This window comes from Endozoicomonas sp. ALD040 (genome assembly GCF_049275945.1).
GTDB lineage: Bacteria > Pseudomonadota > Gammaproteobacteria > Pseudomonadales > Endozoicomonadaceae > Endozoicomonas_A.
In genome coordinates this window covers 5,965,382-5,989,281 of the sequence record NZ_CP184829.1, presented here as the reverse complement: position 1 = coordinate 5,989,281, position 23,900 = coordinate 5,965,382, and the positions used below count along the sequence as shown (strand labels likewise).

Below are 23,900 nucleotides of genomic sequence, written 5' to 3'. Positions count from 1 at the left end.
TTTATCCTCAATTTCTTGCAATCCTCGCTACGGACGCTTAAGTCCGACTAATGGGATGGTCCGCCCCTCCTAAGCGGCTTCAAATGAGCCAAAATGGAGTTAACCATTTAAACAGGATTAACCGGAGCGAACCACCCATGACTATTTCAGTACTTGGTATCGATATTGGCAAGAACAACTTTCACCTGTTTGGTGTTGATGACCAGGGTAGCAAAGTCATCAGAAAGAAGTTGTCCAGGAAGAACCTTTTGGAGTACGTGGCAAATCTGGAGCCATGCATTATCGCTATGGAAGCTTGTGGTGGTGCTCACTATTTGGCTCGGTTATTCAAGAACTATGGGCATACTGTCAAGCTGATTTCACCTCAATTTGTCAAGCCTTATGTCAAGACCAACAAAAATGACTACAACGATGCTGAAGCGATTGCAGAAGCAGCTTCACGGCCCAGCATGCGTTTTGTACCTGTTAAAACGTCAGAGCAGCAGGCCTGGCAACTTCTGCACCGCTATCGTCAACAAGCGGTTGATCAGAGAACTGCCCTGGTTAACCAGATCCGGGGGTCACTATTGGAAGAAGGTATTGTGGTTGCCCAGGGTATTGGTAAAGTTCGTGCACAGCTTCCACGAATTCTGGAAGATGCTGAAAATGGACTCCATTCGCTGACTCGTGAGCTGCTACATGGTTTATCAGAAGAGTTGGCCAGTCTTGACAAGCGTATTCAACAGTATGACCAGAAAATTCAGGAGCTGGCTGAAAACGACGACGAATGTCGTCGAATGATGACTATGCCGGGTATCGGAGCCATCACTGCCACAGCATTGAAGGCAGCCGTTGGTGATGCGACGTATTTTAAATCTGGTCGACACCTTGCCGCATGGTTGGGATTAGTTCCAAGACAGCATTCCACAGGCGGTAAGTCAGTCCTGCTGGGCATCAGTAAACGGGGTGATAAATACCTGCGCACATTATTGATACACGGCGCACGTTCGGTACTCCACTGCCTCAAAAATAAGGATGACCGCTGTAAAAAATGGGTTAGCCAACTTAATGAGCGCAGCAATCACAACGTTGCCGCCGTTGGTCTGGCTAATAAAATGGCTCGGATTGTCTGGGTCATCATGACCCGAAATGAAGTTTACAAGGCTGCATAATGAGGTAAAGGCGGCAGCGGCAAAGTAAAGCATAAGCTTAATCAAAGGGGAACCCCCGCAGATTGCGATGAGCATGTACAGTTGATGGCAAACAGGTAAAAACCGGCAACCTGAAACCTGATAGGAGCCTTGGCCCTTGAGGCCGTCGGACTGATAAGGCCAGGTTGCGCGGATACCCATCAGGGCCAGAGGGTTAGACCTCATGAATAGGCCGTATATATGATTGCAGTTATCTTTGTTTGCTAATTAACAAAACAGGCTCTTGCAAAACGGGGCGGACCATATAAGGCTCCTAGGCTATTGAGGTGAAGTATGAAGGTTCGGAGTATTAATGAATGTCGGCTTGTGCAATCTATTGCAATCTCTCTTTTTTCCTGTTCAGTGTGTATGGCTAATCCTGTTCCAACATTGAGTGACAAAAATGGAACTGAACCGACGGTTGATATTGAGCCATTTTCCCGGCTAGTGGATGATAAAAGTGCTGACGACGTGCTGGAGTTAGCCAAGAAATATAATGTCCCCATTTATGAGGGGGAAATATTACTTGATGAGGTGACAGGCAATATTTCATTAGAGACCAAACCATATGATATGAGTCTTGACTCACATGATGATAAAGCAAATGAAACGCGAGGGTTAGATAGAGAAAGAAGATCTATCGATAGTACTGATAGCAATAATGGGGATTGTCATCTTGAAGATCTTGAATTCGATGTGTCGAAATTTGATATTTTGAAGGGTGATATCAGCGAATTCTGGAGCGCAAAAAGAATAAACATCAAGCAGGCTGTTGGCAGTTGCTCTAATATAGATTCCATGAGAAAGGCCAGGCAGCACACTATCGCCAAGCAAAAATTATACGAGCAAAACCACCTTGTACAGCCAGCAAGGTGCGTACCAATCAGTTTTAAAAAACGAGCCTTCGTAGTCAAGAATAGCCAGGGACATTTATCTATTGTGGAATTGAGAAAATTTATCGCAACTGAAGCTGGGTGTCGTTAGAAAAAGAACGTATATTAAACGCATTTTTCGGACAAGGTGTTACAAAAAAATCCAGTTGACGTCAACGGCACATATAGTTTTGTGCGTGTGTGCCGGGCATAGCGCTTAACTTGAGACATGAAAGTCCTCTTACCAGTTATTGGCAGAGTCGAAGGTTAGCGAAAGGGCACGGGCGTTGTCGTGTTGAGTGAGTTTGAGACCTTTTTTATCGGTCAGGTGAAACCTGTGAACCGGAATGCTATGGCTTTCATATCGCAGCCACAGGTTCTGCAGGCGTGTTTGGGTCGGATGACGGGTTACAGAGGTTCCAGCATGACTTTCAAGATCAGCTGAATCAGGTAAGTCTGCCTCTCCCGACAGTACAGGAATCCGTAGTCACGGACTCGTCTCAACCCTCTGGGCAGAAAATGTTGTAAAACCAGCCAGATAAAGTCTTCTCCTTTTATGGTTCGCTGCTCCATTGCACCGGTTTTACTGTTCCGGTAGATGAAAGTCACTTGTCCGTCATCATGACCTGTAATCTGCCGGTCAGTGAGAACGTCCCGGTAGAGATCTCTGGACAAGTATTACAAAGCAGGTTCGCCTTTTCCGACGTGCTGACAATTCACCACCCAGAGTTCGGGCGATGACTTTTTGAGCGTTGGTATCAGTAAACCCGCTTCTTTCGAGGCTTTCAACAATCGTCCCCGGAAGACTCTGGCCAGGTTGTTACTGTTGAACAGGTATTTACCCTTGAGCTTTCGCCATTCACGACGGCGGGTATTAATACCACCATCCGGAACTACAAAGTGCACATGAGGGTGATATCACGGCACTGGTAGGCAGTGCATTTCTCATGGCTCTTTGGGGTAACGAGCGATTCATCGGCTTTTGTGCCAGGTGTTTTTCTGCTTTATCCCGGTCTTGTGGAAAAACCCAACGTGGATTTCGGTGGGTTTTCCAATGGGTTCTCAGGGCCCCGAGTGCTTGGGTTGGCAGTGGGACCTAACGATCTTTACCGCCTTTGCACTGTCTTAAATGAACACTCATTCTGTCTGAGTCAACATCGTTGACAGTGAGGCTCAATGCCTCTCCTAACCTCAGTCCCGAACTGTAAGTAACGAGAATAAAGTTTTTGAATATTGGATTCCTGGTAGCTGTTGAGCAGCCGGGCGGTCTCTGCTGAAGTCAGGATATCCGGCAGTCGCCTGACTGAGAGAGGCTTGAAGATATCAATGAATTTCCACGGTTTGTTGATCACATGTCCATAGTAGAACTGGATACCGTTGCGATCTGTTTTTAATATACTCCATGAGTGGCTTTCGATCAGATCCGCAAAATAGGTTTTAAGGTCATCCGTGTTGAGTGCATCGAGGCAGCAGTTAAAATAGCTGGCAAGACGTCTAACGGGCGGCTGTAGAGATCAATGGTGGGCTTGCTTTTGCTTTGTAGTTTGAGTGCGGTCAGGTGTTTTTGGTAAAGTTCTTCGAACTGTTTTTTTCGATTGAATTCATGTTTGGTATTCCTGTTATTCAGACACATCAGAATTGATGTGGTATCAGGAATTATTAGGCAATATTGTAAGTTTTTTTTCCGTGTAGCGGCTTGGTTCAACAACAGGCTCAACTGGGACGTACATATTGTGCGCCCGTCAGTTTTTCGGTTTTGCGCTGCCAGCAATCAGTTAAAGCCAGTTAGACGGGTAGGTTTTGGTCTATGATTATTTTCTTATTAATCACTTGAATGATGACTTAAAAGTGAAAAAGTTACTAAAGACAGTATGTTTATTCTATTGTTTCTCAGACTGTGCCTGCTCACAGACTGGAAAAGGTTTCATTGATGTTTTTTCAAACTCTTCAATTGTTCCAAATATTTTAAAATATTTAAGCTTTCAAGGCATTTCTTCATTTCGAACTGCGGTTGGTTGTGACTCATCTCTTTTGGGTTTGTCTGAATTAATACAAAGCTCGGGTCTACATGTAATAAGAACTATAAGTCGAAATAGGTGGCTGAATTACGCGTATTCTTCCTATTTAAGTGAAGATGGGGATTGGGAAGTGCGTGGAACACCTCAAGCAGGAATGCTGGAGTATTCTACAGACAGGGAGTTTGAAATTAAAAAAGTGATTTCATATTCAGAAGGTGAAAGAGATGAAGCTCCATGGGTCATGTTTGGGGAACTACATGATGGCTCAGTATTTTACTTTATTGCTAGCTGTGATTATACTGGTTTTGATTGCCAAGGAAGTGGAGTGATAACGTATGCGCCAAGTTGGGTCAACTTACTCAATAATCTTAGCCCTCGCGCACTAAATTACCTGATTAGCAATTTAAATACATCTGATGAGTTTATTGTCCTCCTTCTAAAAAACAAAGACTGCCCTGAAATACTTATACGTCTTTTTATTCAGGCACTTAATCAAAAAACGTAATAATTCATTCAAGTACGATCATGCGCATAAAAAATTTCCAGCAGACTACGCCTGCGGCGGAGCAGTTGAAAATGACGTGTGTGCCGAGCATGGCACTTAACTTGGGAGGTGAAAGTCCTCTGACCAGGTATTCGCAGAGCCGAAGGTTGGCGAAAGGGCATGGGCGTTGTCGTGAGGCGGGTTCTACGCGACCGGTCTACGCGACCCGGTCTACGCGACCCGGTCTACGCGACCCGGTCTACGCGACCCGGTCTAAAGGAAGCTCGATGCAATACTCAAAGATGTCTCTTATTTTAAACAGGTCAGAGTAGCTTTTAGCTCAGTAGAATGGCCTAATGATCAAGATTTCAGCAAGGATACTCTTTATCTTCTCGGCGTTTCAGTGAGTTCAGCTCAAAGAAAACATTGACAACGCACCTTAAAAGAGAATCCGGCGGCGCTAGATGCACCGCCGCTTATAGGCTAGGCGTTAGATGCTCAAACCGAGCAAGGAGACTGGTATGAAAATCGAAGAAAAGGGAGTTATACCTGATTCAATTTTTTGGGTAGGAATTGGTAATATTTCGATATACTTGATCATATATTTTCTCGGGTGCTTAAATTCTGGATGGACATGTTCTGGTGATAGCATGGGCGGAATAATGATGGTTTACGCATTGACCATTTTTATTCCTCAGTTTCTACTGTTTATTTTCTTAACAATCTACTTTATTCGTAAATTAACTTGTATATTCAGAAAAGAAGAAAATGAACGACCAGGTAGAAGAGACTGGAGAAAGTTCATAATCTATTCTTCGTTATCAATGTTTGCTTATTTTATAGGGTGATTATTACTCCATATCTTAAACATAAAGTTTCAACAAAACCATGAGTTTGCGAATAGATATTATTCATGATTTTTATTAAACATTTCAAGAGCAGATCTAGCAAAATCGCCGTAAACCCTCGTCCAATCGAGGGTGTCGTAAAAGCCAAAATTCAAATACAGTAAAGCTCTCTCCTTTGCAAAGTATGAGGCTTTACTGAGTTTCTTTTCCGACTGACCCATTTTCTATCAAGTAACCAATATTTTTCAAAAAGCCAACAGAGAAGCTTGTTTAGCCACAAAATAGCGTAAATAACGGCTTTTACAGCCCTGCTCAGGTTGTAAGCCAGCAGATGCAAGCCAAACACCAATTTAACGTTCTCAAGCCCACTGCGACGGAAGCGACTTAACCCCTGTATCTCAAGAAAATCCATGGTTATGGCGGCGGAAAGTTGCTACAACGAATGGAGAAGATCAAAAAAGAAACGCTGAAACGACTTTGGTCGGTATTTATGTGAACAGCTTGCCCCGCCAGAGGCGCCTGCAGTGTTCTGAACGGTTCTCAGGCTGCTAATAAGCCAGAATGGAAAAATACAAATTAACCGCGAATCTGAAGATCAGTACTCGCTAATAACAGTAACCGCAGGTTTACGGCTTTGTTTTTGGGTTTTTCTAAAGGCTCGTTAGCTGTTCTCTCCACATCTCAAAATACGACATAATTGAGACAAACTAGAAATATTGAGTTAGAATATCTCAATATCACACTTTTTTGAGATATATTATGTTCAAGCCACCACCACCTGAAGGCCTAAATCCAAATGTATTTGAGGAAATCTCCCAATATAGTCCAGAGAAATTTGGAGATTATCTTAGTTATTACAAGCCCTTAGATGGAAAAGGTCGCTATTTACCCTTTGATGAATTCCGATATCGAGTAAAGAAAGGCTTAGATGTAGCTATTGCATGGTCCTTAACAAAACTGTCTAGAAACAGCCAGTATGTAAACTTGCTGCCTGTAGGTGAACCAACCGGACTATGTAGCCTAATACTTACGCCATCGATTCAAAAAACGATCTCACACACTGATCGGAACGCAACTACAGCTGCACTAGAGTGGATGAGTAGCAAAATTGGGGAAGAGCAACATTTTGAATATCTTCTAAATGATCTCATTGAAGATGAAGCAATTAGTAGTAGCCAGTTGGAAGGGGCAGCTACAACGACTCTTGTAGCAAAAGACATGCTCAAGAGAAAGAGAAAACCAAGAACATCAGATGAAAAAATGATTCTTGGAAACTATAAAATGATGAGATTTGCATGGGACAATAGAGATGAGCCTCTGACTATTGATTTGATATGTGACATGCACAGGATTGGTGTCAGTGACATTGATGATGATAAATATACGCCAGGTGTATTTAGACAAACTGATGATGTTGTCGTTGTAGATAGTGATGGTGAAACCGTCCATACACCGCCTTCTCATAAAGGGATAAAGAAACGGTTTAAACTTTTATGCGACTGGATAAATCAATGTCATGATGATGAGGATAGCTCAGACTACCTCCATCCACTAGTCAAGGCAATTTCATTGCACTTTTCGATTGGTTTTGAGCATCCATTTCGAGATGGAAACGGAAGAGTTGCCCGATCATTATTTTATTGGTTCATGTTCAAAAATGATTATGCAGCATTCAGATATATTGCAATAAGTGTTTTACTAAGAGCTGCTCCTGTAAAATATGGAATGTCATATTTATATACTGAGACGGATGATATGGACTTAACATATTTTATCGAATATCAGTGTGGAATTATTCATAAAGCAATAAATAATTTCAAAGAAGCATATAAAAAAGCATTAGATGATATTGAAAGTTTCAATCAATGGATTTGGTCTTCAGGACTTTATAAAAAGCTATCAGAAAAACAGAGGGTTGTGTTTCAGGTGGCAAAGAGTGGTACAGCAAGTGTCTTCACAGCATCTAGTGTAAGAGACAATCTTGGTTGCTCGTATAATACTGCTTCAACTGTACTAAACGGACTAGTTGATCTAAATATTTTTGAAAAAAAGAAACACGGTAGAGAGTGGCTTTTCTACATGATGGATAAAAATTCTATTCAGAAAAAATGGAGAACGCAGCTAACAAAAAAAACCAGGTGACACCTACGGCATACCAGATTTTAGTGTGTGTGCCGAGCATGGCACTTAACTTGAGAGGTGAAGTCCTCTTACCAGGTATTCGCTGCCAAAGGTTAGCGAAAGGGCAAGGGCGTTGTCGCGAGGCAGGGTCTGCGCGACCCGGCCTGCGCGACCCGGCCTGCGCGACCCGGCCTGAACAAAGCTCAACGCAAATTGCTCTGGTTGAGGACGTAATTCTGAAGGTACTCTGTTCCTATGGAGAGACTCGATGTGTTCTGTTAATAACAAATCTTCACTTGTGACTACAAGACAGTCACCAGGTTGTGCAAAAATTTTATACGTAACTGCTAGAAGTAATAGAACTATACCTTTAGTAATCATTTCAATATTCAGCTTTAAATAGTACGTTTTGTTCGGACAGTATAGGCATAATAGCTGTTAGCAGGCAGATGTATGATAGTTTTTCCGCTTTGTCAGTAGTTAAGTAATGTACCAAAAAAAGTGCCGACAATCAGTTCGATCAAAACCTGTTCGGAGTATTTTTTAGCGGTAGATACCTGCTGGTTTTGAGCCAGTCTCCAATGATTCTTTAGTGTAATCTTGTGTCTGTCAGCGTTGGTTCCCAGTTTTTATAAGTACTTGGTCTGGTGCTCTATTACACTTTAGAGTAGTGTCATTATTGGTGTTGCCTGAAGGGTGTTAACTCCGTTTTGAATGACCTTCACCCACTGATTTGAGATGACCCGCTTTCTGTCGTGTTTTTGAGCTCGACTTAACAGTTAAGTTCAGGATCATTCTTTATCCGATTATTTATTTCGGTTGAGCCATTCAAAAGTGCAGTCTGTATGCTCCATAAATTAATGACCTTTATAGGTCGGCATTGATTTTAAATCAGGAAAGATGAGTTCGCATATTTAATAAGAGGGATGTAGAGATAGCAGTTGTGCTTATCTTATTTTTCTAACGGTTTCTCAGGTTTCATCCGGATACCCATACTCTGAGCAATAAAGATGGATATAATCTGAAATAGCCTCTATTTGTTCGTAATTTTCAAAAAAAGGGTTGGTCAGAACCTGTGACACATAAAGCTGAACGACTGGGTAAAGCTCAATGCAATCTTGAATTAAACGAGCTAAGTAAACGTTGTTGAACCAAACTAGCTCAAGAAATACTAGAATCGCCTGCTCCACAGTTGCTCCTTTTTTTACTTATTAAGTTTTATGTAGCTAAAGGATTTACGAATTTATTTTTTATAATGCAACAATAGCATAAAGAGTTTAAAGAGCAATGGCACCTTTAGGGATGAATGCAACCAGCCACTAATAAAAATCAAAATCAGTATGCCGGTTTCTTAAATCGTTAGCTTTTAGTTCAGGGACTAACTTTTCTGGCAAGCACATTTTTCGCCAAAATCCTTTGTGGCTTTAGTTTGATTTTGTCCAAATTTAGACAAACTCTAAGCCTTTGGCACATGGTTTTAATTTTAACTCTTTTCTTTGCTCAGTAGTGAATGGCCATATGGTTAATGGAGAAAGAAATTTCACCATTTCTGCATGATAGCTTTCACTCTTGCCGCTGCCTTGTGGGGGAATTTGTTCACATTCGCCATGTAATGGGCTTTCCCCATCTTGGAGTGCCAGGGAACTCCGCCAGCAAACTTGTGTGGTACGGATCACCGCAAACAGTCTACATGTGTCCTTGCTGTCTCTGCATACCACCTGATAAGCCGTTAAGGTGTTGGCGATATTCTTCAGAATAACGAGGCACGATACCTGCCTACTGCCTACTGCCTACTGTTGACTTCTGGACATGGCCTGATCGATGTGACACTACATCACCCGCCCGAGGTGAATAAAAACATGCAAGGCAGGGTAAAAAAATGTCCGGAAAATCCTTGCCACATCAAGTTTTTCAGACAGGCACTGAATAGATGGGAATAAATAAAGCATTTTCAAATTTAAGGTCTATTGTTATGCCTCGTTGATAAGATCTTTAGGCAAATCCAATCATGAAAACAGTAAAACTTCTGACTATGATTCGCTTGTTTATGTTATTCATTCTGGCTGTGACTTTTCCTCTTGTTGGTCACAGTGCTGCTTTTTCCAACCTGTTGAGCTGGACAGCTTGGATGAGTTCCTCCAAAGCCATTGAAAAAAGGAGTGAGACATTGGAGGGGATTAGCAAACTGTCGTTTATAGGGCACAGTCCGCCGCTTCATCTCACTTATGATAGCAAGTCAAATGTCGAGATCGATAAAACAATTTCTGAACTGGATAATAATCAGCTTTATATCATTTTGAATGGCCTACCAAATGACCGGTTTGTTTTTTGTTTCAGGACACCTCCAGTATTCTCGTCGGAGAATATTCCTTCTCCTCCGGTAATTACAAAGTCTTTAACGGATAAGGGTTTGCCCGATATACAAGACGTGAGATTGAGACTGTTGGCATCGACACCAGGTACTGGTCGCTGGCAGTATGAGTACACGGCCCGATGGCGTTTGCCCGCAGGTAATCACTCGCTGGTTCTGGCCGTTGAAAATAATGGTAATGAATGGCTTATAGAACCGGAATGTAGTGGTATTCTTTCAGAACTCACCCGTTCTCCGTCGCCTTTGAGAAGCAATACTTTCGATGGCAAAAAAGCATCATTTGTTGATATTTTTTATCGTAATAAACAGGCTGTAAGAAATGAGCCTGTCAGTTCTGACGACAATAGCCGTAACAGTGGGCCTTTAGCAATATCTGCAGCACCTGATACTATCGATAACAGCGAATCATTCACAAGGTCTGGTGGTGGCGGTTTTGGTGGTGATGATTTAGACGATTTATTCAAGAAAAGGCCGGGAAATGGGTTAACGCCTCTTTACTCTTTTGAATGGATGAGTGACCTGGTCAGCAGAATAATCCTTGTACCTGTCCCTGACGCTGATGGCGAAACCGTAAAAAAACAGATTTGGGATACCCGGATTCTTCTCAAAATCAAACAGGGTTGGAATGAGCAGGCGATTATTATTTCGCAGGAACTCTGGCGTAAAATAAAGGGTGCAAATTTTGAAAGGAGTACGGGACTTTTTCTGGCATTGTCCAGAAATCCCGATAATCCGGAAGTTGCATTCGATCACTACCTGAGCAGTAACCCGGCACAACCCTTACAGGCAGAAGACTATCGTCGCTATACGCAGCAAGATTTTATTTTAAGTCCCAAACAATTGCTTAGTGTGTCTGTTTTTCCGGGCCATTGCCCCACTGGGATCGGTTGCTCTGGAGGAACCGGTCAGGTTGAAAAGGAAATGGCAGACCTTGGCGCGAAACCTCCCGGCTATAGCCAATCTCAAAGAGACGATGATCGGCACCATCAAGGAAGCCAAGGTAGAAGAGGGAGTGGGGGAGATGATGGATCCGGTAGATCACCAAGCAGTGGACTATGCAAAAATTGCAATAAGCCTGTTGTTGCCTTCAATAAATGCCGTGAATGCCTGAATCGTGAATCTAATTTATTTGAGCAGGTAGCTAATAAAGAGCTCTCCTCTTCAACAGATCAAAATAGCGAAATGCCACTGTCTGAAGCAAAAGATTTTAATGCTTTAGCAATTGATGTATTTCAGTGGTTTCAAACTTTGAGATCAAATGAAAAGGAGGCAATACATTATTTTCACCATAATGACTACTATAATCTACCAGAGCTTTATAAGCTTTTATCTCATCGCTTTTATTTAGACAAGAATAATCTAAGTAAATTTCATTCAAAATGGGTTGAATTTACAAAAGGAAATCTGGCACTTTACTCCCTTATTTCAGAAGTCGGTGAATTGGCTAAATCCCAGGGAGTCGATGATTATGTTGAGGTGATGAGAATTATACAAGCGCTCGCATTAAAAAGGGATGTATATGAGAACGAAATTTCTTTAACACTATTCAGAAGCAAATTGATAAACTATCTAGCGAGCAATAATCTTTTGGTATCTGATGAATCGGATCAAATTTCTTATTCAAGATTGCATTGCCATAAGAAAGCAGAATTGATTAATTTTATTTATCAGTTATTTAAATTGACTGTTCCCTTGGTAAAAGAAGAAACTGTACCATTGGGATATGAAGTAATGGTAATGTTAAATAGCTTTGCCAGAGAGATTTATGCTGAGTTTTTTTTTGGTCTTCCGGATGTTGATGATGACGGTTTATTCGACGTTATTATGTGGGGTTATGCAAATCACAATCAATATTCTTTTCTAACTCCAAACAACAGGGATGATTTTCTTGAGGTTAACAGTCATCAATCACTTCAAAATCTGGCATTGTTTGTTTCTGCTGATGGATCATCAAATGCTGAAGAAGTTAGCACTATGTTTACGGCTTTGGCTATTGTAAAATCAATGTTTTCAGAACGTTTGACAAAAGTTTTTCCGGAGCATGCTCTTTTAATAAAAGGTATTCCCTATAAGCAACTTGATTTTTTAAGGACTTTTACTTCTAAAGCCAGAGAGCAGCTTTTTGAAGTGCTAAAACTTAGTGGGGAAGAAAAAAAAGATGAATTCATACGTAGTATGCTTTTGATCTTTGGTATGGTTCCAAAAGAACTATCTGATGAATTGTCTAAAGAATCGGATTCCGAACTTTATCCATTATCGCAAGTTGCTTCTCACGCAGTAGCACATCCTCAGCATCTGTCATCAAAAATAAGAATACCGCAGTCTGTAAGTTTGGACTTTGCTTTACCACAAGGGGTACTCCAGAATATTGGATTTAAGCTTGACGAAGATTGGGAAAATTTTGCCAAAAGCTCTTTCCTTAGTAATGCTGATGTAAGAAAGATTGATGCTGATAACGAGAGAGTTGAAGATAAGGCAATGGCAATGCTAGAACTATGGCAACAATTGAAAGTCCGAATTACCTTTGTAGATTTACTGATTGTTCTTGAAAACATCGGACGAGATGATCTTGTAGACGATATAATGGAACTTTATGCTCTTTGAAATCATTAACTTTTTTATCGAAAGTCGTCTCAATTCAGTGATTTTGGAGCATTTTATGGCAGCGGTAAAACAACAGTGGGCATCAACAGTCGGGACAGCCAATTTTGGTATTTTCATGTAACCATGTGATCTGTTTCTGAGGTGTTTCATAAAATTTAGTGCACCGCGAAAAACCACGTCCCATGGACGTGGTCATGAATTGTTGGCTCTGCCTGCAATGAACGGAGCTACCCATGCTACAGCGAGGCATAAGGCTCATGCCTATTGATTTTGGCAGTTTTGGGACAGAGTGACGCGGTCGTTTATAGTAGCCCGACTGTGCAATTCAATAGTGTTTCTGAGAAATATCAGAATAGGTGAGAATAAATGCCGGTCACAGTGCCACCCATATCAAATGGAGTTCAGGACTTTTTCTGACATTGTCCAGAAATCCCGATAATCCGGAAGCTGCATTTGAACAGTACCTGAGCAGTAACCCGGCACAACCTTTACAAGCAGAAGACTATCCTCATTATGCAAAACAAGAATTCATTTTAAGTCCTAAACAATTACTTAGTGTGTCTTTTTTCCCAGGCTTCGTTCCCAACGGGACGAGCCACTCCGGGGGAAGCAGTCAGGCTCAAAAGCAAATGACAAACCTTAGTGAAACCCCACCCGCCGACACCCAATTTAAAAAAGACTATGGTCGTCAAAATCGGGGCAGCCGTGATGGTGGAGGGAGTGGGGGAGACGATGGTTCAGGTGGATCACCAAACAGTGGGTTATGTCAAGTTTGTAAAAAACCGGTACCAGCTTTCAATAACTGCAAAGAATGTCTGGATCGTGAACCCAGTGTAGCTGAGCAGGAACTGACTAAAGAACTGCCTTCTGTAATAAGACAAGATAGAAAAACAGCTGTATCAGGAACAAAAAATGCTGACACATCAGCAATCCATGTATTTCAATGGTTCAGAACTTTAAAATTAAAGGATAGGCAGAGAGGAAATTGCTTTCACGAAAATGATTGCTATAAACTTCCACAACTTTATAATCTTTTAACTCAAAGTTTTATGTCAGATAAAAATACGCTTAGTAAGTTTCATTCGCATTGGGCTAGGTTCTTAAATTACAGTATGTCGATTTACGAGCTTATTTCAGAAGTCGGTAGATTGGCAAAATTAAAGGGAATTGAAGATTATGTTGAGGTAACAAGGGCAGTTAAAATACTTGCTTTTTATAGGGATGAGTTTGAGAACGAAACTAGTTTTAATAAATTCGGAAACGACTTGCTGAACTGCCTAACGAGTAATAATATTATTGCCTCTGATGACTAAGAACAAGTTTTTTATTCAGGGCTGGATCGACAAAAGAAAGTAGCGTTAATTAAATTTCTTTATTGTAGCAGAACAGGAACTCCTGAATATTGGTTCTAAACTTGACATCGATTGGCAAAAATTTGCAAAAAATACGGGTGTTCTCAGTGACGATCAACTAAGAAGTATTAATGTTGATAACGCTAGATTTGATGATAAAGTAAAGGCAATGATGGAAAAATGGAAACGAATGAAAGGCTGGATTACCTTCAATGACTTACTGGATGTTCTTGCAGAAATCGAACGATATGATCTTATAACCGAACTAATAGATCGTTATCATCTTTAACACTATAGACTTTATACCTGGTTCCTGAGAGAAGTAAAATGGGTATCCCTATATTTGACTAATCGACTTGATATAATAATCTTTTCCTGCTTCCGATTTTTACCGCTTTATCAGGAAATCCCATTACTCGAACTCGTAGCAGCCTATTTTAACTGATTCAGCTACTGCCTGAGCGCTCAACCAACAACACCTACCCCGCAAGGCTTGGGTGGGGTTTATTAAAAATTCTGGTTTGATCTTCATTGGCAACAGGTGTTCCACATTCACGTCTTTTTCCGGGGCCGACAGAGTTGTCGTGACAGAAGAGTGATGCGACGTTTATAGTAACTTGGCTGCGAATTTTAAAGGTTTTTTCGATAGATATCAGAACAGGTGAGAAAAAATAAAACAACTTCAAATTTAAGGTCTATTGTTATCCCTGCTTAATAAAATTTGTAGGCAAACCCAATTATGAAAACGGCAAGGCTTCTCGCTATGACACGCCTGTTTCTTTTATTCATCCTGTCTGTCATTTTACCATTTGCTGGTCACAGTTTTGCTTATAGTAACCTGGTGCGCTGGCCAGATTGGGGGAGTTCTTCCAAAGACATTGTGAAGCGGGGCGAGGTATCAGGGATAATTAACAAACTGTCGTTTATCGGGAGCAATCCGCCCCTTCTTCTTACTTATCATCGCAAGATGCTTGAAGAGAGCGGTCAAACAGTTTCTGAACTGGAGAACAATCAGCTTTATATTATCCTCGATAGCCAACCGGGCGACCTGTTTAATTTTTGTTTCAGGACGCCCCCCGCATCTTCGACTGGAAATTTTCCCTTCCCTCCTGTAATTAAGAAGACTGTATCTCATCAGGGTATGACGGATATACAAAATGGAAGAATGAGACGGGTCGAATCGGCACCAGACAGTGGTTTCCGGCAGCATGAGTACTCGGCCAGATGGCGTTTACCGGCAGGTAATCAGTCTTTGGTTCTGGCCATTGAAGACAATGATAATGGGTGGGTTATAGAACCGGAATGTAGCGGTATTTTTTCAGAAAGCGCTGCTTTTAAGTCGTCATCGGGCAGCAGCACATTCGATAGCAAAAAAGCATCATTTGTCGATATTTTTTACCTTAATAAACAGGCTGTAAAACATGGGCCTGATATTCCTGAAGGCAGCAGCCGTTTCAGTGGGCCTTTTGCGATACCCGGAGCCTCTGATACTGCTGATAACAGCGAGCCATACATAAGCTCTGGCGGTGGCAGTTTTGGTGGTGGCGATAATTTAGACGATTTATTCAAGAAAAAGCCAGGAAATGGGATGGCTCCTCTTTACTCTTTCGAAGTAACGAGTGAGCCATTCAGTAGAATGATCCTGATGCCTGTTCCTGGCGCAGTCGGCCAGACCGCAAAAAAACAGATTTGGGATAACCGGATTGTGCTCAAAATCAAGCAGGGTTGGAATGAGCAGGCGATCATTATTTCGCAGGAACTTTGGAATAAGATAAGGGGTGCAAATCTTGAAAGGAGTTCAGGGCTTTTTCTGGCGTTGTCCAGAAATCCTGATAATCCTGAAGCTGCATTTTATCATTACCTGAGCAGTCACCCAGCACAGCCTTTGCAGGCAGAAGACTATCGTCGTTATGCACAGCAAGAGTTCATTTTAAGTCCCAAACAATTACGCAGCGTGACCGTTTTTCCGGGTACTGTTCCTACAGGGATAGGCCATTCTGGAGGAACCGGAACCAGTCAGGCTGAAAATCAAAAGGGTGACGTTAATAGGACTCCGCCTACCAATACGCAGTTTCAAAGTGGCGATGGTCATCAAGATCAAGGCAGCAGAGGTGGAAGTGGGAGTGGAGGAGACGATGGGTCAGATGGATCACCAGACAGTGGGTTATGCCAAAATTGTAATAAACCGGTACTGGCTTTCGATAAATGCAAAGAATGTCTGGATCGTGAATCCAGTGTACTTGAGCAGGATCCGATTGAAGAACTGCTTCCTGCAATAAGACAATATGAGGGAAAGCCTGTGTCAGGAGCCAGTGTTGTTGAGCTGGTATCGACTGGAGAACTGCTTCCTGCAATAAGTCAAAATAGGGAAGTACCTGTATCAGGAACAAAAGATGCTGATACTTCAGCAATCCAGGTATTTGAATGGTTCAAAATGTTGGAATCAAATGAAAGTCAGAGAGAAGATTGTTTTCGCATTAATGATTACTATAAGTTCCCAGAGCTTTATAGACTTTTAACTCAAAGTTTTATGTCAGATAAAAATACGCTACGTAAATTTCATTCGAAATGGGTTAAGTTTTTAAATGGCAGTCTATCTCTTTATCACCTTATTTCAGATGTGGGGGAATTGGCAAAATCTCAGGGAATTGAAGATTATGTTGAAGTGGCAAAAATTGTTAAAGCACTTGCTGTTTACAGGGATGACTTTGAGAACGAAATCGGTTTGAAACAATTCAGAAACGAATTGCTGAACTACTTAATGAGAAATGATTTTTTCGCTTCTGATGACCCAGGTAAAGTTTTTTATCCAGGATTAGGTCGCCAGGAAAAAGCAGAGTTAATTAATAATATTTATCAGATATTTGAAAAAACGAGTCGACCTCTACAGAGTGAAAGATTTCCATCGAGATTTACAACAATATCAATGTTAAATAAATTTGCCAGAGATGTTTATGCTAAGTATGGTTTTGGTCTTCCGGATCTGGAAATGGAATATGAGGACACACCAGGAATTCTTATGTGGGGCTGTGGGAGTAGTGGTGAATATTCTTTTATTACTCCATATAACAAAGATTTTATAAGTGGAATCATTAGTCAATCACTTCATATGCTGGCATTAGGAGTTACTGCCAATGAATATTTGGATTTTGGTGCTGTTGAAGCTATGATTACCGCCTTTGTTCTTATAGGATCAATGCACGGACAACGTTTAAATGATATGTTCCCTGAATATGCCAGTTTTACGAAAGATTTACCCAGTGAGCAACTTGAGCTTTTAAGCGCTTTTAGCATTAAAGCCCATGAAGCGCTTGTTAAGGTTCTGGAACAGGCTGGATCAGAAAAAAAAGACAAATTTATACGTAGTATGTTTATGATCTTTGGTATGGTTCCTGAGAAGCTATCGGATGAGCTGTTAGATGAATCATTGGATCCCGAACCTGTTCCGTTAACGCAAGCCGCTGCACATGCAGACGCATATCCACAGGATCATGAATCAGAAATAAGCGCGCTACAGCCTCTAACCTTGAATTCTGATACAGCGGAAATCCTGGATGTGTGTTCCAGACTCGATATCGATTGTTCCTCATTTGTCAAAAAAAGCACACCACAGTCTGTAACTTTGGACTCTACCGTAGCCAAGAGGAACTCTTGAATATTGGTTTTAAAATAGGTATTGATTGGCAAAAATTTGCCAGAAATACCGGTGTTCTTAATGAAAAACATATAATAGAGATTGATAAAGCTAACGTTGGGTTTGATGATAAGGCAGGGGCAATGATGAAAAAATGGAAAAGCATGAAATTTCGGATTACCTTCAATGACTTGCTGGATGTTTTTGCACTAATCGGACGATTTGATCTTATAACCGAGGTAGTAGATCGTTATCATTTGTGAAATTGTTGACTTTTTATCCGGCTGGCTCCCCAAGAGAACTAAAATGGCTATCCCTGTATTTGGCTAATCGACCGGATATAATAATCTTCTCCTGCTTCCGATTTTTACTGCTGTAGCAGGAGATCCCATTACTCGAACCCGCAGCAGCCTGATTTGACTGATTCAGGTACTGCCTGAGCTGTCAAGCAACAACATTGATTTTGTTATTTTAGGGGCAAAGTGATGGCGACGTTTAATAGTAGTTTGGCTGCTAATTTTAAAGGTTTTTTCGAGAAATATCAGAAAAGATGGGAATAGATAAAACAACTTCAAATTTAGGGTCTATTGTTATCCCTCCTCAATAAAATTTGTAGGCAAAACTCATTATGAAAACGGCAAGGATTTTCGCTATGACTCGCTTGTTTCTGTTGTTCATTCTGTCTTTTATTTTGCCACTTGCAGGTCACAGTTCTGCTTATACCAGCCTGTTGAGTTGGCCAGATTGGGGGAGTTCTCCCAAAGACACTGAGAAGTGGGGTGAGGCATCAGGAGAGATTAACAAACTGTCGTTTATAGGGAGCAATCCGCCCCTCCTTCTTACTTATGATCGCAAGACGCTTGAAGAGAGCGGTAAAACAGTTTCTGAACTGGAGAAAAATCAGCTTTACATCATCCTCGATAGCCAACCGGGTGACCTGTTTAATTTTTGTTTCAGGACGCCTCCTGCATTATCGACAGGAAATTTTCCCTCCCCTCCTGTCATTAAAAAACCTCTAACGGGTCAGGGTATGATGGATATACAAAATGGGAGAATGAGACGGGTCGAATCGGCACAAGACAGTGGTTTCCGGCAGCATGAGTACTCGGCCAGATGGCGTTTACCGGCAGGTAATCAGTCTTTGGTTCTGGCCATCGAAGACAATGGTAATGGATGGGTTATTGAACCGGAATGTAGCGGTATTCTTTCAGAAAACGCTGCTTTAAAGTCGTCATCGGGCAGCAACGCATCTAATAGCAAAAAAGCATCATTTGTCGATATTTTTTACCGTAATAAACAACCTGTACAAAATGGGCCTGGTAAGCCTGATGGCAGCAGCCGTTTCAGTGGGCCTTTTGCAATACCCGGAACCTCTGAGACTGCGGATAACAGCGAGCCTTACATAAGCTCTGGTGGTGGCGGTTTTGGTGGTGGCGATGATTTAGGTGATTTATTCAAGAAAAAGCCAGGAAATGGGATGGCTCCCCTTTACTCTTTTGAATTAACGAGTCAGCCGGTCAGTAGAATGATCCTGGTGCCTGTCGCCGGCGGGCAGACCGTAAAAAAACAAATTTGGGATACCCGGATTGTGCTCAAAATCAAACGGGGTTGGAATGAGCAGGTGATTATTATTTCGCAGGAACTTTGGAATAAGATAAGGGGTGCAAATCTTGAAAGGAGTTCAGGGCTTTTTCTGGCATTGTCCAAAAATCCCGATAATCCGGAAGTTGCATTTGAGCATTTCTTGAGCAGTCAACCGGCACAGCCGTTACAAACGGAAGACTATCGTCGTTATGCACAGCACGAGTTTATTTTAAGTCCCAAACAATTACGCAGCGTGACCGTTTTTCCGGGCCATGTCCCCACCGGGATCAGCCACTCCGGGGGAAGCAGTGAGGCTGAAAAACAAATGGCCGACCTTAGTGAAACCCAACCTGCCAATACCCGGTTTAAACAAGACAATGGTCGTGAAAGTCAAGGTAGCCGAGGTGGAAATGGGAGTGGGGGCGACGATGGGTCAGGTGGATCTTCAAACAATGGGTTATGCCAAAATTGTAATAAACCGGTATTAGCTTTCAATAAATGTAAAGAATGTCTGGATCGTGAGTCTTGTGTACTTGAGCAGGAACCGGCTAAAAAACGGCTTCCTTTAGTAGGAAGAGTTAGGAAAATACGAGCGTCAGGAATCAAAGTGGTAGAACAGGAGGCGACTGAAGAACAGCCTCTTGCCACTAGACAAGATAGAGAAATACCGGTGTCAGGAACAAAAGATGCTGATACTTCAGCACTCGAGGTATTCCAATGGTTCAAAAATTTGAAATTAAATGAAAGGCGCAGAGCAAATCTTTTTCACACTAATGATCACTATATTTTCCCAGAAATTTATAACCTTTTAACTCATAGTTTTTTTTCAGACAAAAAAACTCTTAGTGATTTTCATTCGAAATGGATTCGTTTTGTAAAGAACAACTTGTCACTTTATGATCTTATTTCAGATGTTGGTGAGTTGGCAACATCGCAGGGAGTCGAAGAGCATCTCGAGGTGACGAGAATTATTATAGCGCTTGCATTATATAGAAATGTATATATAGACGAAGTTGCGCTGGTGCGATTCAAAAACGAATTGCTGAACAGCCTGGTGGATAATAATCTTTTGATATCTGATGACTCAGACCAAGTTTTTTATTCAGGGTTAGTTCGCGAAAAGAAAGTGGTGCTAATTAATTCTATTTATCAGCTTTTTAAAAAGACGGGGCGTCTACTACAAGAACAAACTGTTCCGTCGGGATTTAAAACAATAGAAATGTTAAATAAATTAGCCAGAGATGTTTATGCTAAGTATATTTTTGGTTTTCCGGTTATTGATGGCCGAGGGTTTGACATTATTATGTGGGGCTATGCGAGCCAAGGTCAATATTCTTTTATTACTCCATCTAACAAAAATAATTTGCTTGAAATGCCTGATCATCAAACACTTCAGGGACTAGCATTAAATGTTTCTGGCGATGGATCATCAAAATGTGAAGATGTTAGGGGTATGTTTACTGCTTTAGTTCTTATAAGATCAATGTTATCGTATCGTTTAAGTGGTATATTTCCTGAACATAGTCTTTTGGCTGAAGAGCTACCCAGTAAAGAACTTGAGCTTTTGATAGATTTTACCCTTAAAGCCAGAGAAAAGCTTGTTGAGGCATTGGAGCTTAGTGAGCCAGAAGAAAGAGACGAATTCATTCGTAGTATGTTTTTGATCTTTGGTATGGTACCCAAAGAATTATCTGATCTATTGTCTTGGGAAGTTAATCACGAATTTTTTCCGTTAACGCAAGCCGCTGAGTATGTATCGAAACATCCGCGGTATCATCCATTTAAAACAGGCACTCCACAGGCGGTAATTATGAAAGCTCCTTTACCACTGGGAGAATTGCTGAATATTGGTCTTAAACTAGGCAAAGATTGGAAGAATTTTGCCAGACAAACGGGTGTTTTTAGTAATCACAACCTAAGGAGTATTGATGATGATATCGATGAAGATGATGGAAAGGCAATGGAAATGCTGGAACGATGGAAAAAAAGGAAAGTTGGACTTACCTTTAAAGACTTACTGCTTGTTCTTGAAAAAATAAAACGAAATGATCTTAAGCGCGAAGTAATGGATCGTTATGGTCTTTGAAACTATTGGCTTTTCAGCTTGTTCCCATGCTTTTTGGCTCTGTAGCTCGTAGCGTGGGAACGAGTTGTTGTAGTTTTGTGACAGTCTTCAGAACACGGGGTTAAACGGCATATCTGATAAAGAATCTGAATGTTTTTGTCAGGATTTCTTGCGAAGATGTTAGTAAGAATATTGAACAAATATCAAAACTGAGACTCTAAAATAGTCTGAGATGTAAGAGTTAGAGGGTTCTACATTGTACTCAAACATAAATATGGAGGCTAGTGGCTCCTTTGCTGCTACAAATAATTGTCCAAATAACCAGGCAAAAGAGCCGGTAACGTATCAGGGTCATACCCTAGTCAGTGTGGAGCCTGTAGTCGGCTCTGATTTACCAGGGGTGAGTGCCTGTCAGCAAACCTCCATCAGGTTAAGAAAATACACCGCTTATGATCATCCTTTAAGTCATGTCTTTAAACATATTCAAGATGTTATTTCAAAAAAATATGGAATCACTGTTGGAATCAATAAAGACAGGCTTGTTTATGATTTAACTAAAAAAATCAATGAAGAACAGGATCGGCTTTTAGAATTTGGTGAATATCATTATTTAATCACAAGTGCCTTCAATGGTACGGATATCCCTGATTTAATCAGAGCTGAAAGGCTAATTCCTATTGTTCTGAAAGGTGATAGTAAAAGTCAATTCATTTTAGAGTTTAAGTGTTTTCCTGGGGCCTACGTGCATACTCTTTATGGAGAAGAGACGCCACTTAAAACACTATCTATTATGCCCTTTTATAATCCTGAAGCATTAAACGATGTTGATAGTTCTATGTTAAGGCTGGATATGTTTGATGTGGGGTTCATAGATGGCTCGCCACGATACATTTTTACTACAGGCATTTACCCCTGCATTTGTGTTGCTTTTTTTGATAAATCTCTAAATAAGGTGCTACTTTGTCACTTTGCTGGTACAGATTTTTTATCTGAAAAACTATCAGAAATTTTTGATTTTTGCGATCAGCAGAAAATGAAAAGCCTTGAATGCCATATTGTTGGTGGAGAATGTGAGTTTCTAGGTCAGAAATACGGTTTTTTAGATTTAATTGACTTTATATCCGCAAAAGGTGTTCCCATAAAACAGATGTTTGTTGGTGATAGTAAAGACCGTCCAAAATCGGTAGTTATAGACACCAGGGATATGAGTTTGTATGGGCTTCCTTTTAGTGATCTTGCTTTTCCTGCAAGCAGCCAAGACATGTATGTATCGAAAAAGAAACTTAGGCGTATAGCAAAGATGCCTCTCATAACGAAGAATCATAGCCTTTCATTATTAACGGCTGGTCTGGATGCCTGATTTAAACTGAAACGAGTGGAAAGGGCAGCCTTCGTGACACAGTATGTTCAAAGACTGGAGGATATTGTCGGCCTTTCTTGCAATGTTGTTAGTAATAAAAGTGAACGATTCTCGAAATAAAGTCTCTAAAATAACTGAGTGATTTAAGATTGAGGAATTATATATGGACCCAAGAACAGGCTTGCATGAAAGCTGTGTGTTTGCTTCCATAGATCACACTTCAAACAACCAAATTAAAGAGCAGGGAAATAATAAGGGGCATACTGTTTTGAGTGTTATGCCTCTGGTTTCGTCTGGTTCCTATGGGATGAGTGCCTGTCAGCAAACTCCTATCAGTTTAAGAAAATACACCGCTTATGATCATCCTGGGAAACAAGTCTTTAAACACATACAAGATGTTTTTTTAGAAAAAACCGGAATCCCTGTTGTCGTCAATAAAGGAAGGCTTGCTTTTGATTTAACTGAAAAAATCATTGATGATCAGGGTGGCTTTTTTACATGCTTAGGGTGTCATGCTAAATTAGGACATCTATTTGATGGCACAGATATCCCTGATTTAATTAGATCTGAAAGACTAATTCCTGTTGTTCAGAAAGGTGATAGTGAAAATCAAATGCTTTTAGAGTTTAAGCATTTTCCTACTGCCTATGTCCATACTCTATATGGAGAAGAGACGACTCTTAAAACACTACCAATTGCACCTTTTTATAATTCTCAAGCTTTAAATGACGTTAATACTTCGATGCTGAGGGTAGATGCGTTTGAAGTGGGGTTTAGCGATGGCTCACCACGATACATTTTTACTACAGGTCTTTACCCCTGCATTTGTATCGCTTTTTTTGATAAATCTCAAAATAAAGTGGTACTTTGTCACTTTGGTGGAACAAGTATTTCACCCAAAAATCTATCAGAGATCTTTGATTTTTGTGATGAGCAAAAAATGAAAAGCCTTGAGTGTCACATTGTAGGCGGTCAATATAATTATCTAGGTCAGAAAAACGGTTTTTTAACTTTGATAGATTATATATCTTCAAAAGACATACCCATAAACCAGATGTTTGTAGGAGATACCAAAGATCGCCCAAAATCTATAGTCATAGATACCAGAGACATGAGCTTGTATAAGCTTCCTTTTTGTGAACTTGATTTTCCAGTAAGCCACTATGAAATGGATTCAACAAAGGAAAAGTTCAGGCATATGGCAACGATGCGTCTCATAACAAAAAAACACAGTCTTTCATTATTGACAGCTGGTTTGGATTCCTGAAGTGAATTGAAACTGAAACAAGTCAAAAGGGCACCCTTAGTGGCACGCTAAGGATAAAAAACTGGAGGTGTAACTATGTCAGACATTGTTGCAAAGTTGTTCGTAATGAGCGTGAACGACTGCCGAAATCAAGTAGCTGAGTAGTTTAAGG

General features: G+C 40.9%; 14 protein-coding genes and 2 pseudogenes. 12 read left to right on the top strand and 4 right to left on the bottom strand.

All coding sequences use genetic code 11. The annotated features are described in order from the left end of the window. The first annotated feature begins 137 nt into the window (after positions 1-137). Positions 138-1,151: an IS110 family transposase gene (locus ACOJUN_RS21670; protein WP_422132667.1), complete on the top strand. Its 1,014-nt coding sequence runs from the start codon at positions 138-140 to the stop codon at positions 1,149-1,151. Between the two features lie 387 nt (positions 1,152-1,538). Further along, on the top strand, positions 1,539-2,153 hold the full coding sequence (locus ACOJUN_RS21665) for a hypothetical protein (RefSeq protein ID WP_422133942.1): 615 nt from the start codon (positions 1,539-1,541) through the stop codon (positions 2,151-2,153). A 212-nt stretch (positions 2,154-2,365) separates the two neighbouring features. Here ACOJUN_RS21665 and ACOJUN_RS21660 read toward each other — a convergent pair. The 3 genes and pseudogenes from ACOJUN_RS21660 to ACOJUN_RS21650 all read right to left on the bottom strand — a co-directional run. Next, positions 2,366-2,959 (bottom strand): annotated as a pseudogene (locus tag ACOJUN_RS21660) (IS91 family transposase); the annotation flags it as partial. A 178-nt stretch (positions 2,960-3,137) separates the two neighbouring features. Continuing rightward, positions 3,138-3,260 (bottom strand): tyrosine-type recombinase/integrase, encoded by a 123-nt coding sequence (locus tag ACOJUN_RS21655; RefSeq protein ID WP_422137113.1) that lies wholly within the window; start codon positions 3,258-3,260, stop codon positions 3,138-3,140. 124 nt (positions 3,261-3,384) lie between these two features. Then, positions 3,385-3,528 (bottom strand): annotated as a pseudogene (locus ACOJUN_RS21650) (integrase); the annotation flags it as partial. Between the two features lie 313 nt (positions 3,529-3,841). Here ACOJUN_RS21650 and ACOJUN_RS21645 point away from each other — a divergent pair. From ACOJUN_RS21645 to ACOJUN_RS21635, 3 genes are all read left to right on the top strand, one after another. Further along, positions 3,842-4,564 carry a hypothetical protein gene (locus tag ACOJUN_RS21645; protein ID WP_422133941.1) on the top strand — a complete coding sequence of 241 codons (723 nt, stop codon included), beginning with the start codon at positions 3,842-3,844 and terminating at the stop codon, positions 4,562-4,564. 500 nt (positions 4,565-5,064) lie between these two features. Then, positions 5,065-5,391 carry a hypothetical protein gene (locus ACOJUN_RS21640; RefSeq protein ID WP_422133940.1) on the top strand — a complete coding sequence of 109 codons (327 nt, stop codon included), beginning with the start codon at positions 5,065-5,067 and terminating at the stop codon, positions 5,389-5,391. A 759-nt stretch (positions 5,392-6,150) separates the two neighbouring features. Then, positions 6,151-7,533, top strand: coding sequence for a Fic family protein (locus tag ACOJUN_RS21635; RefSeq protein WP_422133939.1), 1,383 nt, complete (start codon positions 6,151-6,153; stop codon positions 7,531-7,533). 950 nt (positions 7,534-8,483) lie between these two features. Here ACOJUN_RS21635 and ACOJUN_RS21630 read toward each other — a convergent pair. Beyond that, positions 8,484-8,702 carry a hypothetical protein gene (locus ACOJUN_RS21630; protein ID WP_422133938.1) on the bottom strand — a complete coding sequence of 73 codons (219 nt, stop codon included), beginning with the start codon at positions 8,700-8,702 and terminating at the stop codon, positions 8,484-8,486. Positions 8,703-9,520: 818 nt separating this feature from the next. Between ACOJUN_RS21630 and ACOJUN_RS21625 the strand changes: the two genes are divergently transcribed. The 7 genes from ACOJUN_RS21625 to ACOJUN_RS21595 all read left to right on the top strand — a co-directional run bounded on the left by ACOJUN_RS21625 (position 9,521) and on the right by ACOJUN_RS21595 (position 23,749). Beyond that, positions 9,521-12,487, top strand: a complete 2,967-nt coding sequence (locus ACOJUN_RS21625; RefSeq protein WP_422133937.1) for a death domain-containing protein — start codon at positions 9,521-9,523, stop codon at positions 12,485-12,487. A gap of 356 nt (positions 12,488-12,843) precedes the next feature. Continuing rightward, positions 12,844-13,800 (top strand): hypothetical protein, encoded by a 957-nt coding sequence (locus ACOJUN_RS21620; RefSeq protein ID WP_422133936.1) that lies wholly within the window; start codon positions 12,844-12,846, stop codon positions 13,798-13,800. Positions 13,801-14,578: 778 nt separating this feature from the next. Further along, a complete protein-coding gene (locus ACOJUN_RS21615) occupies positions 14,579-17,494 on the top strand; it encodes a hypothetical protein (RefSeq protein ID WP_422133935.1) in 2,916 nt (971 codons plus the stop codon). Then, positions 17,491-17,736 (top strand): death domain-containing protein, encoded by a 246-nt coding sequence (locus ACOJUN_RS21610; protein WP_422133934.1) that lies wholly within the window; start codon positions 17,491-17,493, stop codon positions 17,734-17,736. The genes ACOJUN_RS21615 and ACOJUN_RS21610 overlap by 4 nt, the downstream gene beginning before the upstream one ends. 389 nt (positions 17,737-18,125) lie before the next feature. After that, on the top strand, positions 18,126-21,143 hold the full coding sequence (locus ACOJUN_RS21605) for a hypothetical protein (RefSeq protein WP_422133933.1): 3,018 nt from the start codon (positions 18,126-18,128) through the stop codon (positions 21,141-21,143). Between the two features lie 235 nt (positions 21,144-21,378). Next, positions 21,379-22,482, top strand: a complete 1,104-nt coding sequence (locus tag ACOJUN_RS21600; protein WP_422133932.1) for a hypothetical protein — start codon at positions 21,379-21,381, stop codon at positions 22,480-22,482. A 163-nt stretch (positions 22,483-22,645) separates the two neighbouring features. Further along, positions 22,646-23,749: a hypothetical protein gene (locus tag ACOJUN_RS21595; RefSeq protein ID WP_422133931.1), complete on the top strand. Its 1,104-nt coding sequence runs from the start codon at positions 22,646-22,648 to the stop codon at positions 23,747-23,749. The last annotated feature ends 151 nt before the right edge of the window (positions 23,750-23,900 follow it).

Excerpts from the sequence above, each read along its gene's own strand:
- ACOJUN_RS21670 (WP_422132667.1), top strand. The coding sequence starts at position 138 with ATGACTATTTCAGTACTTGGTATCGATATTGGCAAGAACAACTTTCAC.
- ACOJUN_RS21665 (WP_422133942.1), top strand. The coding sequence starts at position 1,539 with ATGGCTAATCCTGTTCCAACATTGAGTGACAAAAATGGAACTGAACCG.
- ACOJUN_RS21640 (WP_422133940.1), top strand. The coding sequence starts at position 5,065 with ATGAAAATCGAAGAAAAGGGAGTTATACCTGATTCAATTTTTTGGGTA.
- ACOJUN_RS21635 (WP_422133939.1), top strand. The coding sequence starts at position 6,151 with ATGTTCAAGCCACCACCACCTGAAGGCCTAAATCCAAATGTATTTGAG.
- ACOJUN_RS21625 (WP_422133937.1), top strand. The coding sequence starts at position 9,521 with ATGAAAACAGTAAAACTTCTGACTATGATTCGCTTGTTTATGTTATTC.
- ACOJUN_RS21615 (WP_422133935.1), top strand. The coding sequence starts at position 14,579 with ATGAAAACGGCAAGGCTTCTCGCTATGACACGCCTGTTTCTTTTATTC.
- ACOJUN_RS21605 (WP_422133933.1), top strand. The coding sequence starts at position 18,126 with ATGACTCGCTTGTTTCTGTTGTTCATTCTGTCTTTTATTTTGCCACTT.
- ACOJUN_RS21595 (WP_422133931.1), top strand. The coding sequence starts at position 22,646 with ATGGACCCAAGAACAGGCTTGCATGAAAGCTGTGTGTTTGCTTCCATA.